Annotated in this window: 13 protein-coding genes; 8 read left to right on the top strand and 5 right to left on the bottom strand. The window is 70.0% G+C overall.

Annotation, left to right across the window (positions count from 1 at the left end; all coding sequences use genetic code 11):
- Window positions 1-8: 8 nt before the first annotated feature.
- Both JEQ17_RS48745 and JEQ17_RS48740 read left to right on the top strand, forming a co-directional pair.
- Window positions 9-1163: a PLP-dependent cysteine synthase family protein gene (locus JEQ17_RS48745; protein ID WP_024127554.1), complete on the top strand. Its 1155-nt coding sequence runs from the start codon at window positions 9-11 to the stop codon at window positions 1161-1163.
- Complete coding sequence (locus JEQ17_RS48740; RefSeq protein ID WP_024127553.1) at window positions 1160-2419, top strand: MFS transporter; 1260 nt, start codon at window positions 1160-1162, stop codon at window positions 2417-2419. The genes JEQ17_RS48745 and JEQ17_RS48740 overlap by 4 nt, the downstream gene beginning before the upstream one ends.
- 444 nt (window positions 2420-2863) lie before the next feature.
- Here the strand turns inward: JEQ17_RS48740 and JEQ17_RS48735 are convergent, their stop codons facing one another.
- Complete coding sequence (locus JEQ17_RS48735; protein ID WP_024127551.1) at window positions 2864-3451, bottom strand: hypothetical protein; 588 nt, start codon at window positions 3449-3451, stop codon at window positions 2864-2866.
- A 1385-nt stretch (window positions 3452-4836) separates the two neighbouring features.
- On the opposite strand from JEQ17_RS48735, the gene JEQ17_RS48725 reads away from it, so the two are divergent.
- The gene (locus JEQ17_RS48725) at window positions 4837-5853 is read left to right on the top strand and encodes a TerC/Alx family metal homeostasis membrane protein (RefSeq protein ID WP_193460129.1); all 1017 of its coding nucleotides are present in this window, start codon (window positions 4837-4839) and stop codon (window positions 5851-5853) included.
- Between the two features lie 343 nt (window positions 5854-6196).
- On the opposite strand, the gene JEQ17_RS48720 is transcribed toward JEQ17_RS48725, so the two are convergent.
- On the bottom strand, window positions 6197-7108 hold the full coding sequence (locus JEQ17_RS48720) for a cation diffusion facilitator family transporter (RefSeq protein WP_024127548.1): 912 nt from the start codon (window positions 7106-7108) through the stop codon (window positions 6197-6199).
- A 649-nt stretch (window positions 7109-7757) separates the two neighbouring features.
- Here JEQ17_RS48720 and JEQ17_RS48715 point away from each other — a divergent pair.
- Window positions 7758-8033 carry a hypothetical protein gene (locus JEQ17_RS48715; RefSeq protein ID WP_024127547.1) on the top strand — a complete coding sequence of 92 codons (276 nt, stop codon included), beginning with the start codon at window positions 7758-7760 and terminating at the stop codon, window positions 8031-8033.
- 14 nt (window positions 8034-8047) lie between these two features.
- Here JEQ17_RS48715 and JEQ17_RS48710 read toward each other — a convergent pair whose 3' ends face one another.
- The gene (locus JEQ17_RS48710; protein ID WP_024127546.1) at window positions 8048-8800 is read right to left on the bottom strand and encodes a cytochrome c biogenesis CcdA family protein; all 753 of its coding nucleotides are present in this window, start codon (window positions 8798-8800) and stop codon (window positions 8048-8050) included.
- A gap of 776 nt (window positions 8801-9576) precedes the next feature.
- Here JEQ17_RS48710 and JEQ17_RS48705 point away from each other — a divergent pair.
- The gene (locus tag JEQ17_RS48705; protein WP_024127544.1) at window positions 9577-10242 is read left to right on the top strand and encodes a DUF3105 domain-containing protein; all 666 of its coding nucleotides are present in this window, start codon (window positions 9577-9579) and stop codon (window positions 10240-10242) included.
- A 56-nt stretch (window positions 10243-10298) separates the two neighbouring features.
- Window positions 10299-10940, top strand: a complete 642-nt coding sequence (locus JEQ17_RS48700) for a DUF305 domain-containing protein (protein WP_234048916.1) — start codon at window positions 10299-10301, stop codon at window positions 10938-10940.
- Window positions 10941-11001: 61 nt separating this feature from the next.
- Here the strand turns inward: JEQ17_RS48700 and JEQ17_RS48695 are convergent, their stop codons facing one another.
- The gene (locus JEQ17_RS48695) at window positions 11002-11808 is read right to left on the bottom strand and encodes an alpha/beta fold hydrolase (RefSeq protein ID WP_024127542.1); all 807 of its coding nucleotides are present in this window, start codon (window positions 11806-11808) and stop codon (window positions 11002-11004) included.
- 149 nt (window positions 11809-11957) lie between these two features.
- Window positions 11958-13454 carry a CehA/McbA family metallohydrolase domain-containing protein gene (locus JEQ17_RS48690; RefSeq protein WP_024127541.1) on the bottom strand — a complete coding sequence of 499 codons (1497 nt, stop codon included), beginning with the start codon at window positions 13452-13454 and terminating at the stop codon, window positions 11958-11960.
- Between the two features lie 228 nt (window positions 13455-13682).
- On the opposite strand from JEQ17_RS48690, the gene JEQ17_RS48685 reads away from it, so the two are divergent.
- Together JEQ17_RS48685 and JEQ17_RS48680 are read left to right on the top strand one after the other, a co-directional pair.
- Complete coding sequence (locus tag JEQ17_RS48685; protein ID WP_024127539.1) at window positions 13683-14051, top strand: BlaI/MecI/CopY family transcriptional regulator; 369 nt, start codon at window positions 13683-13685, stop codon at window positions 14049-14051.
- Entirely contained in the window at window positions 14048-14959 is a 912-nt protein-coding gene (locus JEQ17_RS48680) for a M56 family metallopeptidase (protein ID WP_024127540.1), read from the top strand. The genes JEQ17_RS48685 and JEQ17_RS48680 overlap by 4 nt, the downstream gene beginning before the upstream one ends.
- Window positions 14960-14992: the final 33 nt, after the last annotated feature.

Here is a 14992-nt window from a genome sequence, read left to right as displayed (position 1 = left end):
AGCACGCCATGAACCACCTCACCCGCACCGTTGTGCCCACCTCGCCCGCCCAGCTGCTGGCCGGCGCCGAACATCCGCTGCACACCCCCGCCGGCCTGGTCGGCGGCACCCCTGTCCTGTGGATCGGTGAACCCTTCGCCCCCGCCGGACGCGGCTTCTGGGTCAAGCTCGAAGGCCACAACCCCGGCGGCATCAAAGACCGCACCGCCCTGCACATGGTCCGCGCCGCCCGCGAACGCGGCCAGCTGCTGCCCGGCGCGCGGATCGTCGAGTCCACCTCCGGCACCCTCGGCCTCGGCCTGGCCCTCGCCGGAGCCACGTACGGCCACCCGGTCACCGTGGTCACCGACCCCGGCATGGAACCTCTCATGACCGGCCTGCTCACCGCGTACGGGGCCGAGGTCGAACTCGTCGACACCCCGCACCCCACCGGAGGGTGGCAGGAGGCTCGCCGCCACCGCGTGGAGGAACTCCTCAACCGTCATCCTGATGCCTGGTGTCCCGACCAGTACAACAACCCCGACAACGTGGCCGCCTACGCTCCGCTGGCCCACGAACTCGTCGCCCAGCTCGGCCGCATCGACACCCTCGTCGTCTCCGTCGGCACCGGCGGCCACTCCGCCGGCATCGCCTCCGTTCTCCGTGGCTTCTTCCCCCGGCTGCGGGTCGTGGGCGTGGACACCACCGGCTCGACCATCTTCGGCCAGCCCGCCGCCCCGCGCCTGATGCGCGGCCTGGGCAGCAGCATCTATCCCCGCAACGTCGCCTACGACCTGTTCGACGAGGTCCACTGGGTCGCCGCGCCCGAAGCCGTGTGGGCCGCCCGGCGCCTGGCCCGCCACCACTACGCCACCGGCGGCTGGAGCGTCGGCGCCGTCGCGCTCGTCGCGCGCTGGCTGGCCCGCACCCTGCCCGCCGAGAACCGGGTCGTCGCCGTCTTCCCCGACGGCCCGCAACGCTACGTCGGCACCATCTTCAACGACACCTACTGCCGCGAACACGACCTCCTCGGCCACCTGCCCGCCGACGACCCGGACGAGATCGCCCACCCCGGCGACCGGGTCGTCACCCGCTGGACCCGCTGCACACGCATCGCCGACCCGCTCGCCACCACCGGCGAGCAGAATGCCGTCGAGCAGGCTCTCGCGGGAGCCGCCCGATGAAGACCCTGTGGCAGCAGACCCGCTCCTTCCCGCCCGCCGTACGCCTGTTGATGGCCAACCAGTTCGCCATCAACCTCGCCTTCTACATGCTCATGCCCTACCTCGCCGCCCACCTGTCCGGAGGGCTCGGTCTCGCGGCCTGGGCGGTCGGACTCGTCCTGGGCGTGCGCAACTTCTCCCAGCAGGGCATGTTCCTGATCGGCGGCACACTCGCCGACCGCTTCGGCTACAAGGCCCCGATCATGGCCGGCTGTCTCCTGCGCACGCTCGGCTTCGGCCTGCTCGGCTGGGTCGACAGCCTCCCCGCCCTCATCGCCGCCTCGGCGGCCACCGGCTTCGCGGGCGCCCTGTTCAACCCCGCCGTCCGCGCCTACCTGGCCGTCGAGGCGGGCGAGCGGCGCGTGGACGCCTTCGCCACCTTCAACGTCTACTACCAGGCCGGAATGCTGCTGGGCCCGCTGGTCGGACTCGCCCTGCTGGCCGCCGACTTCCGGCTCGTGTGCACCGTGGCCGCCGCCATCTTCGCCGTACTGACCGTGCTGCAGTGGCGTGCTCTGCCCGCACGCCACGGCGACACGGCAGGCACCACGGCCGCACCGGACGGGGTGCTGGCCCAGTGGCGCACGGTCGTCGCCAACCGGCCCTTCCTGCTCTTCGCCACTGCGATGATCGGCTCGTACGTCCTGACCTTCCAGGTCTACCTCGCCCTTCCCCTGGCCGCGTCCAACGCCCTGGGATCGAAGGGCACTTGGGTCACCAGCGGCCTCTTCGTCGTCTCCGCCGCAGTCGCCGTCATGGGTCAGCTCAGGCTCACCGGCTGGGCGAAGCAGCGGTGGAGTTCCGGGCGGGCACTGGTCCGCGGACTGACCGCGATGGGACTCGCCTTCCTGCCGCTGGCCCTCACCCCGCCCGGCGCCACCGGCGCGGTGCTCGCCGCCCTGGTGGCGGCCGTGGTGCTGCTCGCGGCGGGCAGCGCGGTGGTCTACCCGTTCGAGATGGACACCGTCGTCACCCTCTCCGGCAACCGCCTCGTCGCCACCCACTACGGCCTGTACAACACCGTCTCCGGCTTCGGCATCACCCTCGGCAACCTCGCCACCGGCGCCCTCTGGGACTTCGCCGCGAGGCACGACGCCCTCTGGCTGACCTGGTGCATGCTGACCGTCACCGGTCTCATCTGTGCGGCATCCGTCGCCGCGCTCGCCCGCAGCGGGCGCCTGGCCGTACGAGAGGAACCACAGCTCGCCCCTGCCTGATGCAACCGCCTGGGAGGCCGACCGGAGCGGTCGGCCTCCCAGGTGTCACTCCCCTTCGCGGTCTTGCGCTTGCGGCGCCGGACCGCGAGGAGCCTCCCTGTCGAGGTTCCTGTCCTCCCGGCGGTGCATGAAGTGCACCCATACCAGCAGGACAACGGCCAACACCCCCAAGACCATAAGCAGGATCATCTGGGTGGAAGCGAGGAAGTCGAGCAGACCTCCGCCGGAATCCTCGTGCTCGGGTGCGTACCTGTCATCGGGTGCGGGGCTGTCGGATCCCAGGACTGCACGGACGAAACCGTCCGGGCACCACCCGGCCAATGGGATGGGCATGGCGAAACGCTCCAGGACATCAGTGGTCGCGAACGGTCCCCGGGCCGTGCACGATCACGGCTCCGGGCCGGTCGCACGAGTCGTGCGGACGGATTCGGCGATACGCCGAACTCACGGCCCGCACGGCACGCGCTGATGCCGAAGAACGAGGCAGGCGACAGGAAGCAGCGGAATGTCCGAGGCTCGCCCTCGGGGACGGGACGTCACCGCTTCGTAGGGAAGAGGGAGAGGCAGTCCGAGGAAGCCGGCCAGTCGGAGCAGCCACTGCCGGGCAGGCTCCAGGCAGGCGTTCACCAGCCGGGCGGGCAACTCGCACGCACTGCTCAACAGCCAGGTCAGCGCCACGGCCACCGTGAGGTTCAGGGCGGCCATGGCCGGACTGCTGTGGTGCCACGTGGGCAGCAACCGGTAATGGCCGTCCGAAGCAGCCAGCGGTTCGGTGGTGTTGAGCCAGATCGGCAGGGCCGCCTGCGCGGCCGCGAGGAGCAGCGCCGTCGTACGGGGCGAGCAGACCGCGAACGCGAGGAACGCGCCCACGAATAGTACGGATGCCGCGAGTGCCACCGCCGGCCCTGAAACCGGCGAGTCGCCCGTGGCGTGGTGAAGTCCGGCGGCCAGGGCACTGCCGAGCACCGCGACGGCGGCTGCGCGGACGGCGCTGCCCTTCACGGTTCGGTCACCGACAGACTGGACGAACATGTTGAGGCAATTATCCCTGCCCGGTGTCGCCTTCGAGGGCGGTGTGTCCGACCAGGGTGCGGACCACCCCCTGTTGGGTGCTGCTGGGCACGCTTTCTGGCCGAAAGCGGCCCGGTGGAGCGGCAGGTGAATCCGCCAGACGCTGTTTCCTGGCCGAGCTGTTGTTGCTTCTCGCGGATGGGGCGCTACAGCCACGGCTGGACGCCCGCCAACCCGTAGCGCAGTTGCCCCGTGAAGTACGTTCAGATACCGCTGACTTGGAGGATTCCGACGAGGACGAGCACCGCTCCACCGAACCGCATCATGCCCCGCGCGTTACAGCGCGCGAGCCCGAACGCCTTCAGCGCGCGCCGGAAGCCGATCACGGCGACGAGGAACTGCAGGCCCAGGCCGACGCTGTAGACGAAGGCGAGTATGGCGCCGCGTCCGGCGCTGCCCGTGGTGACGTACAGGCTGAGGACGGCGGCGAGGGTCGGGCCGATGCACGGGGGCCAGCCCCGGCCGAAATGCGTGCGCTTCCCGGGCGGGTTCGAACCCCCACGAGGACGCGGCCCTGGGCCAGGTTCTGAACCAGCCGGGTTCGGCGGGTACCGCCGACGGGGTCGTTCCGAATCCCCGCCCGGGAGCGCGCCGCCTGGTCGCGCTGATCTCTCGGCGGTCGCTCAGTCGCAGGTGACTTCGTCGCGGGGCACGTACTGGGTCCTTGCGGTCTCCCGCTCGACCTCCTCGCCACTGCGACAGACCGGCTGGACAAATCCGCTGACAAGCCGTCCGGACAGTTGACCAAAGCACGAGGTCAGCGCGACGCCCGAGGACATTGCAGATCGGAACCTACAGCTACGCAAGGGACTTCAGTGACCGCACGCCCGGCTGCCCGCCCTGTGCTCGGCCGCGTGGGAACCGCGATCACCTCCGCGCTCCTCGCCGCCAGCGGAGGCGGCTGTTCCGATCGGGCGCAGCAGCGGGCACACTCGGAGTCATCGGTGGCCCTGTCCCATGTGCACGGCTGGCGGTCGACAGCGGCCACAGCGATGCGCTCACCCCATCCGCGCCGGACTGCAGGGCGAATTCGATCGCCCAGCGGCGTCGGCGATCCCGCCCAAGCGCTCGGGCTTGGTGCCGTTGGGCGCGTAGGCAAGCCGGCAGGCGATCCGGTCGGGCCAGGCCCGGCTCCGGCGGGCGAGCACCCACGGCCGGCGGGTGAGACAGTCACTCCGACGCCGCGAATGCTCATCACGGATGGCAGGAGGACGACTACCAGCGGGTCGGGCACTTCGATGTTCAGGCATCCGGTGATGGCCGGAGATGATCGTGGAAGTGACGCGCAGGTCCGACGCGGGCATGGTGCGGCGTCCGACGAAGACGAGACCAATGGGAGGTCTGGTATGCAGGTCACCGCGCTCGGGTGGGCTCTGACGATCGGTGTGATCCTGGCGCTCCTTGCCCTGGATCTGGTGGTGGGCACGGTACGTCCGCACGCGGTGGGCTTCCGGGAGGCGGCCGCCTGGTCCGCCTTCTACATCGCGGTGGCGGTGGTCTTCGGCCTGGTCTTCGCCACTCAGGTGGGGTGGGAATACGGCGCCGAGTACTTCGCCGGCTACATCGTGGAGAAGAGTCTGTCAGTCGACAACCTCTTCGTCTTCGTGATCATCATGTCGACGTTCGCGGTGCCCCGTGAGCACCAGCAGCGGGTGCTCACCTTCGGCATCATCGCCGCCCTGGTCCTGCGAGCGATCTTCATCGCCCTGGGAGCAACGCTGCTGTCGCTGTTCTCCTTCATGTTCCTGCTCTTCGGACTGCTGCTGCTGTGGACCGCGGTGCAGCTGTACCGCCATCGTGACGAGGACCCCGACGTCGAGAACAACGTGCTGGTGCATTCCTGCCGTCGGGTGCTGCCGGTCAGCGACACCTACGTCGGTGGCCGGCTGCTGGCCCGTATCGACGGCCGGCGCGTGGTCACGCCGCTGTTCGTGGTGTTCATCGCCATCGGCGGCACGGACATCCTGTTCGCGCTGGACTCGATCCCAGCGGTGTTCGGAGTGACCGAACAGGCTTACATCGTCTTCGTCGCCAACGCCTTCGCCCTGCTGGGTCTGCGCGCGCTGTTCTTCCTGGTAAGCGGCCTGCTCGACCGGCTGGTGTACCTGTCGAGCGGGCTGGCGCTGATCCTGGCGTTCATCGGGGTGAAGCTGATCCTGCACTGGGGGCACGGCCTCGACTCCGGGGTGCCCGAGATCTCCACGCCCGTGTCGCTGGCGGTCATCGGCGGGGTTCTGGCCGTCACCACGGTGGCCAGCCTGCTCAAGTCCCGGCGCGATCCCGCGGCCCGGGCGCACGCCGGAGCTGTTATCGGCGCCCCGCCCCGCGCTGCGCATGGCGAGCACCGCCCTTCCGACCACTGAGGTCTCCCTGGCCGCGGTCTCGCACGTGAGTGCCACCCATTCCCGGCACGAACGCCTCAGCGGACCCCTGTACATCGGACGGCGACATCGTCCGGTGGGCCCTGACATGGCGGTCGCCCGCTCTGGCCGTGGGACGGCCCACGGTCTGGGCATCCCCATCGGGAAGGTAGGGCGGACACGACTCGGCGGCCCCGACGAGTGGCTGATGGACGGGGCCGGGCAGGTGCTCGGCCCCGACCCAGGTCCTCACCGTAAACCGGGGGCGAAGGAGTCACCCAGCGAGCACCCCTGGGCCACCGGATTGCAACTGGCCTCTCGGCAGAGGCATCTGGAGAGGCCATCTCTACCAGCCGACGCGCTCGCAGCCGGTGTGCTCGGCGGGTTCGACCTGCAGGGTGGCATGGGCGACACCATGGCGATCGCGCAGCAGGTCGCGCGCCTCGTCGAGGACGGCGTGGCTGTCGGCGCGGTCGGCGGTCACCAAGTGGGCCGTTGCCACGTTCATGCCCGAGGTCAGGGTCCACAGGTGCAGGTCATGCACGTCCTTCACGCCGCCGACGGCGGCCAGATCGTCGGCCACGGCGGCCTGGTCCATGCCCGTCGGCACGTGCTGGCCGAGGACGGCGAAGACCTCGCGGCCCAGTGCAACGGCGCGCACCGCGACGAACGCACCGATGGCGAGGGCGACCAGGGTGTCCCAGAGGGGCTGACCGGTGGCGGCCACCAGCCCGCCCGCCAGAATCACGCCGACCGAGCCGGCGGTGTCGGCCACGACTTCCAGGTAGGCGCCCTTGACGTTCAGGCTCTCGGACGCGCCGGACCGCAGCAGGAGCAGCGCGGCCACGTTGACCGCCAGGCCGAGCACGCCCACGACGAGCATGGGGCCGGAGTCGACCTCGGCGTCGCCGCCGATGCGGCCGATGGCTTCGGCGACCACATAGACCGACACGCCGAGCATCAGCAGCACCGAGAGCAGGCTGGCGAACACCTCTGCGCGATAGGAGCCGTAGGTGCGGCGGCCGGTGGTGTCGGGCCGGGTGGCTATCCGGGTTGCCACCAGCGCCGCGCCCAGCGCCACCACGTCGGCGGCCATGTGCCCGGCATCCGACAGGAGCGCGAGCGAGCCCGACAGCAGCCCGTAGACCAGTTCGACCACGAAGAACGAACCCACCATGGCGAACGACACCGCGAGCCGCCAGCGGTGCCGGCCTCCCGCGTGACTGCCCACCCCATGGCTGTGACCGTTTCCGCCCATGACCGCCCGCCCCTTTCACGATGTCTGTTCCAGGCAGGGAAACACACAGGGACCAAAAGGGGCAAAGGCTGCATCGGTGACCGTTGTCATGTCCGTTAACAGGCTCCTGACCTGCGAAAATACAACCGGTCCGAAGGGGCGCGATAGGAGCCGCCCAACGGCGGGCCCGGGTGCGGAAGGGTGATTACGCGACCAACGGCGTACGGACGAACAGCCGCACCACTTCCAAGAGCGCGACTGACTATCCGAAGGCCCGAACTCATGCGACCGCTGTGCCCGACAGGCCCCGCTCCCCGGCGGCCGGCGCGCCGCACGGGCTGCGGGCGCGCCGGCTCGCGGTGCGGCGACGGCCGCGATGGCCGGGCCGGGCGGCGGCGTGCTAGCCCGCCGCAGGTTGACGGATACCCAGGCTCGGAGTGCCGCGACGGCGCAGTTGGCCTGTCACGCCGTCTGTTCGCCCTCGCCCGGGTCCCCGGAGATGAAGCTCATGGCCGACATGCTCAGGGGGCGCGGCGCGGCACCCAGGTGACCTCGCTGTCCTCAGGGCTCCTGAACACCTTCACCCTCCGCTCGGGCCCTGCTTGAGGGCGGCACCGAGCACGTAGTCGCTGCGGACGGGTGAAGGCCCCGCGCACGTCGAGGCCGTGGCGTGGACACCGGCGACCTCGACCCCCATCTGCGGGGCCTTCCCCAGCCGGTGGCCGATGCCGCCCGCGACAGCGTCGCCGGGGCCCATGCCACCGCCCGACGCCTCGACCCTCCGCTCGGCGCGGACCTGACCAACCACGCCGCCGGGGCCTTCACCGACGCCGTGTCCCGCGTCTTCCTCACCAGCGCGGCGGTCTGCCTCGCCGTTTCGGCCCTCATCGCCCTACGGCTTCCCGCGCAGCCTCGTCAACAGCCAGCGGCCGAGGACGCTCGCTAGAGCTAGAGCCCGCTTCAGATGCCCACCGTGAACCCGGCCGACCAGGACTGCATCTGGCTGATGAGACTGCTCCACACGCCGGTCACCATCAGCAGCCCCGTCGCGATCATCATGCCGCCGCCGATACGCATCACCCACTGGTAGTGAGCCTTGACCCAGGAGAACACCCCGAGCGTCTTACGAAAGGCCAACCCTGCAGCGAGGAAGGGCAGTCCCAGCCCAGCGCAGTACGCGACGGTCAGCACGGCCCCGCGGCCGGCACTCGCCTCGCTGAACGCCAGCGCCTGCACCGCGGCAAGGGTGGGGCCGATGCACGGGGTCCAGCCCAGGCCGAACAGCACGCCCAGCATCGGGGCACCGGCCAGGCCGGCCGCCGGGCGCCGGTGCAGGCGCCACTCGCGCCGGATTCCCGGTAGTACGCCCATGAACGACAGGCCCATCACGATGGTCAGCGCGCCGAGGATCCGGATGAGCGGTTCCTGGTACTCCAGCAGCGTGTTGCCCGCGTAGCCGAACGCGGCCCCGAACGAGACGAACACGGCCGTGAACCCGGCCAGGAACAGCAGCGTGCCCGCCAGGATGCGCCCGCGCCGGGCCTCGGCAAGATCCGCGCCGCTGACCCCGGTGATGTACGAGAGGTAACCGGGCACGAGCGGCAGTACGCACGGGGAGAAGAAGGAGACGGCGCCGGCGAGTCCGGCGATGGGCAGCGCGAGCAGGAGGGAGCCGCTCACGACGGTGGCGTCGAGTCCGGCGGCCAGAAGCATCACTCAGTCTCCTTGCGTCCGCATGGATTGACAGGGCTGTCACCGGGGCAGGAACGCGTCCGGATCCGGATGGAAGGTCGCCACCGAGCCGCTGTTCACCTCGTAGAACCAGGCGCGCAGCGTCAGTGTGCCGTCGTCCCGGCGCGGCGCGATGTGTCTGCGGGACAGCCTGGCACGGCCGATTCACGGTCGTGCGGCCGGGGCAACCTTCCGCACCGGACCCGCATACGCGGCGGCACACAGCCGTTACTATCAGCGGCGATGAACCGAGCGGGACACGGCGACAATAGGGCGCGGAGGTCCGTGGGATCGGCCGCCCTCGCGTGCTGGCTGGCCGCGGCGCTGACCGCTCTGTTCGTGTGCGTGAGTGCGGTTGGGCACCACGATGTAACGCGGGGGCCCATTGTGCAGGTCACCGCTGTTGCCCCGACCGAGGCGAGCGCGTCGTCGCACGGTTCCAGGGCCGCGATGCCGGACGGCTGTCCGGCGGGCGGGACCTGCTGCGTCTCGGCGACGCACCATGTCGGGGCCGTCGTCTCCACACCACCCCAGCTCGACCCGGTGGTCCTACCGGAAATGCCCTGCGCATCGAGGCCAACCGGCCCTCTCCTCGCGGCGGTGTCGCAGACGGGCCGCGCGGCGCCGAGCCTCCATGTGCTGCAGGTGCTGCGGACGTAGCGGGATGTCCGGGCGGCTCCCCGTGCCGCTCTCCCTCCATCCGACATCCCCCTTCGTAGCACCGCCGTGCCTTCGCGCGGCGGGGACAAGGAACACCCATGGGTGCCCCCAAGACAGGCAAGTCCGCCCGCAGCTCCGCTGAACGCAAGGCTCATGTGCAGGCAATGCGCCGTGCCGAGAAGGCCCGCGAGCGCCGCAACCGCATCCTCGCCATCACGACCAGCACGCTCGTCGTCGTGTCGCTGGCCGGCTGGGGCGCGTACGCCCTCAACAGCGCCAATGAAAAGGAAGAGCAGAAAACCGCCGAGGCCAAGAAGCCCGTGCAGGGCACGAAGAGCTGGGACGCGAAGAAGCTCGGCCGCAACCACGTCGAACAGGACGTCGACTACCCGATGACCCCCGCGGTCGGCGGTGACCACAAGAACGCCTGGATGAACTGCCAGGGCGACGTCTACGAGAAGCCCGTCGCCGCCGGAAACGCGGTCCATTCCCTGGAGCACGGCGCGGTCTGGATCACGTACAACGACAAGGCGTCCAGCGCCGACACGGAGCAACTGGCCAAGCAGGTCGCCAAGACCCCGTACACCCTGATGAGCCCGGTCAAGGAACAGGCCGGCACCATCATGCTCTCCGCATGGGGGACACAGCTCAGCGTCGACAAGGCTTCGGATCCCCGGGTCGAGAAGTTCCTCACCAAGTACGTCCAGGGCGCACAGACCCCCGAGCCGGGCGCCGCGTGCACGAACGGACTGAGCGCGGCATGAGCGACACCGAAACACTGACCGAAGACACGGACACCGACACGGCGGACGCGGGCTCCATGCCGACACGGCCCACGTCGCGACCGTTCCTCATCGCCACGGCGGTCGTCGTGGTGCTGGCGCTGGCCGCCTGGGCGCTGACCACCTCTCTCTCCGACGACACTGCCACCAGCCCGGTGCCGGCCGTCGACTCCGCCGACGCGGGCTTCGCCCGGGACATGGCCGTTCACCACCAGCAGGCCGTGGAGATGTCCTACATCGTCCGCGACCGGACGGACGATGAGGACGTCCGGCGCCTGGCGTACGACATCGCCCAGACCCAGGCCAACCAGCGCGGCATGCTGTTCGGTTGGCTTGATCTGTGGGAGCTGCCGAAGATCTCCGTCGACGGCTACATGACCTGGATGAAAGACCAGGGGCATGGTGAGCACCAGGCCAAGGGCGGGGCTCTGATGCCCGGGATGGCGACCGACGGTGAGTTGGAGCAGCTGGGCAAGCTCAAGGGGCGGCAGGCCGAGGTCCTCTACCTGCAGCTGATGACCGACCACCACATGGGCGGCGTGACCATGGCACGTGCCTGCGCTCAGCGGTGCGAGGTCCAGGTGGAGAAGAAGCTCGCCCAGGGCATGGTCGACGCCCAGCAGTCGGAGATGGAGTTGATGGCCGACATGCTCAAGGAGCGTGGTTCCGCAGCGCGGTAGCGGGGTGGCCTGTGGCGGTCTACGGCAATCCAAGGCTGCGGACCGCCACATCATCGCGTCTTCAGTGGTCCTTGACGGGCTGCGGATGGGTCAGCAGCCCGCCATGGGCCGCACCCGGGACGTGTACGAACCGGGAGTTCGGCAGCGAGTCTGCGGCAACCTGGCCGCTGCGCGGCGGGAAGTACGTGTCGTGCTCGAAGCAGACGACCAGAGCGGGTGCCGTGATGTCACGGAGCCTGCCCATACGGGTCCCGTCACGCAGCCAGTCGGCGGCTGCCGCCGACTGGCCTCGCTCGCCCTCGGCTGACGTCCACGCCTGCTCCTGTGAGCTGAGCAGGTCCAGCCAGCCGCGGACCTGCTCCTCGTCCTCACACAGCACCGACGGTGCCAGTGTGGAAAGCAGCGTCTGGAGCCGGACGAAGGCGGGCGGCAGTGTCCCGGTGGCCTCGATGAGTTCGGCCTCAGCCCGCAGGACCGCGTCCAGCACGGCGGTGAGCGGCCCGGCACCGGCCATGAGTACGAGCGAGCGCACCAGGTCGGGGCGGGAGCGGGCCAGCAACTCGGCAGTGAAGCCCCCCAGGGAGTAGCCGACGACCGCGGTTTCGCCGATGTCCAGGGCTGTCAGGAGTCCTTCCAGATCCGCTGCCAGCTGCGCCATCGTGTAGGGGGCGGGGGGCGCGTCGGACGGGGCCACGCCGCGTGCCGCATAGGTGACCACCTCGTGCCCGGCTTCCACCAGCGCATCGCGCAGGCCACTGAACTCCCAGGCGACGGGTGGCATTCCGGTCCCGCCCGCCAGGACCACGGGCCGCCCGGTGCCGACTCTCTCGTACGCGAGCCGCACCCCGTTCACGGCGACTGAATCCATCGCCTTCTCCCTCCCCCACGCTTACTTGCTGTAGGACGCGGACCACCCGCCGGACGTTGCCCGGGCAGCGTCCGGCGGGTTGCTATTGCGCAGGGAACGGCTGACAGCGGTCAACTGCCGCCGGGCGAAAACACCTTGCGGGGACAGGGTTAGCGGACCTGGACGAACACCGGGTTCGAGTAGAACCACAGATCGTCCCAGGGGCTCTCCAGTCCGTCGGCGAGCGGCTCCGCCTCGTCGGTGCTCGTGCCGCGCACGCGGGCGTAGAGGTCGGTCTCGACGTTGCGCAGGGTGTACTTGATGACGTACTCGTTGCCGTGCTTGCGCCAGTCGCGGGGGCCGAACCGCGCCACGACCTTCGTGGTGGGGTTGGTGTCGGAGTCGGGGTTGGCGGTCGGGCCGGTGACCTGACCGACGATCAGGTCGACGCGCTGGACCTCCGGGTGGTCGCCGTTCGCGTTCTTGCCGGCAAGCGGCCGGAACCGGATCTCGATGTCGACGTCGCTGCGCTTGCGGCGGCTCACGGAGAGGGTCTCGCCCATGGCCGCACTCCGGCCCTGGCTGCCGGCCGTGAGATCGAGGCTGGTGATCAGGTCGCCCGTGCCGACCCAGATCCGGCCGTTGCGGAGCCCGTCCATGATGTCGGCGTAGTCCTGCCTGGCCAGCACGTAGGTCTTGCTGTACTCGCCGGGCCAGAAGTCGGAGCCGCCGCGCGTCCAGTGCACGTGCGAGTCCGAGGTCGCGGTGATCCACCAGCGCCGGCCCTCGCCCAGCAGCGAATCCCACAGCCCGCCGACACGAGCCGTCATCTGGTCGAAGCCACCGTGGGTCGGGTAGCTGCCGTAGCCGCCGCGCGCGCCGCCGTTGAGCGGGCCGGCCTGGTGGCCGGGAGCCCCCTCGAAACCGACGTATATCTCCGGTGCGGCGTTGTTGCCGTTGCGGAACTCGCGCGGCGTGTCCTGCCCGTAGACGCCGAGGCCGGTCGCCGAGCGTGCCGCGTGATGGGCGATGACCAGCGGCTTCTGCCGCATGTCCTTCGCGGCCTTCAGGAACTCGATCATCTTGGCCTCGGTGTTGCGGCCGGGATCGGAGGGGAAGGCGTCGCGTGCGGCGAAGCGGCTCTCCAGCTCGAACAACTGCTGGGCCTCGTCCGCGTGGTGAGGGATCATCAGCGTGTGGTGGTCCAGCGCCGGGGCGTCGAACTCCATCCCCCAGAACTGGAGAATTTCGGGCACGAGCACGCGTGAGCGCAGCAGGTCCGGATACGCCTGCTCAAGGTTCACCTTCGAGTGCGTCGGCCCACCGTGGTCGGTACACATCGCCCAGGTGAGGCCGAAGTGCTTCGCCATGATCGCGTTGGTGACGATCGGGTAGACGGCGTCGCCGCCCTTCTGGAACTTCGGCGGGTTCGCCGACGTGTCGAACGAGCCGCTGTACTCCGAGTGCACGTGGTGATCGCCGGCACGCCACACTCTTCTTCGGGAGCCGCCGCCCGGCGTGTGGGTGTCACCGTCATCCGCCGCGGCGGGAGTGGCCCCCGCCAGCGGGCTTGCCGCGACCAGGGTTGCCCCGACGCCGGCGTACTTGACCAACTGGCGCCTGGAGACTGCAGAAGGCGCGGGATCCTTGGCGTTCTTGTCCTTCACTGAAAGCCCTTCGATCGAATGCTGCGAGCATGCTGACCGGCAAGTCTCGAAGCGCACACTGAACGCAGCATGAACAAGGGTCGGGAGCGCCGAGGGCAAGCGCGTGATGTCTGGACGTTTGGCGAGCTTCTTCGTCGGACGCCTCCGCGAGGGAAGCTGTAAGGGAGCCCGTCTACTATGGCGCTGCGTATTCGCTTGCGCATTCGGTGGTGAAAGGGAGTCGGGGCCATGCGGCGGCTGGGGGATCTCGAGGCGGAGATCATGGATCGCCTCTGGACGTGGAACCGTCCGGCGACGGTGCGCGAAGTCGTCGACGACATCAACAAGACCCGTCCCGTCGCGTACACCACGGTGATGACCGTCACCAACATCCTGTACTCCAAAGGCTGGCTGCTGCGCGGCAAGCAGGGCCGCGCCTGGCTGTACACCCCGGTCCGCAGCCGCGAGGCGTACGCCGCCGCGCTCATGGAGGACGGTCTGGGAGCCAGCAAGGACCGCCCGGCCGCGCTGGTCCACTTCGTCGAGAACATGTCCGAGGAGGAAGTGGCCGCCCTGCGCAAGGCCCTGCGGAACGTGGGACGACAGGACAAGCCGTGAACGCGGCCCCCGTTCTGATCGCCTACACCGCAGCCATCGGCTTCGTCGCCCCGCACCTCATGCTGCGCAGCAGCTGGCCGCACCGCGCGCCCGCCCTGGCGGCGGCGGTGTGGCACGCCCTGACGGTCGCGTTCTCGATCGCGGCCACGCTCGCCGCGTACAACCTGGCCGTACCGACCGAGCACCTGCACGCGGGACTGGTGGGCCTGCTGCACTCCTGCGGACTTGACGTGGGATCAGCCCACCCGGACCCCGACACCGCGGACCGGCTCGCCGTCGCCCTGCCCGCCACCATCGTGGTGGCCCTGGCCGCGAGCTTCGCCTTCCACCTCGTACGAGCCCGCCGGGCACGCACACGACACCGCAAAGCCGTGGACCTGGTGGGCCGCCACTCGCCCCACCTGAACGCCACCGTCCTGCCCTACGACGTCCCCGCCGCCTACTGCCTGCCCGGACTGCGCCCCCGGATCGTGATCAGCGACGCGGCGGTGCGCCGGCTGACGCCGGAGCAGCTCGACGCGGTGCTGGCACACGAGCAAAGCCATGTCGCGGGCCGGCATCACCTGGCACTGATCGCCGTGGAGGCGTTCGACTCCGTGTTCCGCCGACTGCCGCTGGCCCGCCACGCCCGGGAGCAGACGGCCCTCCTGCTGGAGATGGTCGCGGACGATCGCGCCCTGCGCAGCCACTCCCAAGACACGCTCGCCACTGTCATGTACGAGATGGCGGAGGCCCGTGCCCCGGCGGGGGCATTCGCGGCAGGAGGTCAGACCGTCCTGATCCGCCTGCAGCGAGTCCTGGGGCCGCGCAGGACCCCGCACCCCGTCCTGCGGGGTTCGATGGCCGCCGCGGCCGTGACCACTCCGCTGCTGCCTCTGGTCATCGCGTGCCCGCCCGGTCTCGGCTGACCGGCGGCACCTGAGACTGGTGTGATTCGGACT

It is taken from the genome of Streptomyces liliifuscus, from assembly GCF_016598615.1.
Taxonomy (GTDB): domain Bacteria; phylum Actinomycetota; class Actinomycetes; order Streptomycetales; family Streptomycetaceae; genus Streptomyces; species Streptomyces liliifuscus.
Note: the sequence above shows the minus strand (reverse complement) of the source record. Positions and strands in the feature narration are given on the sequence as shown.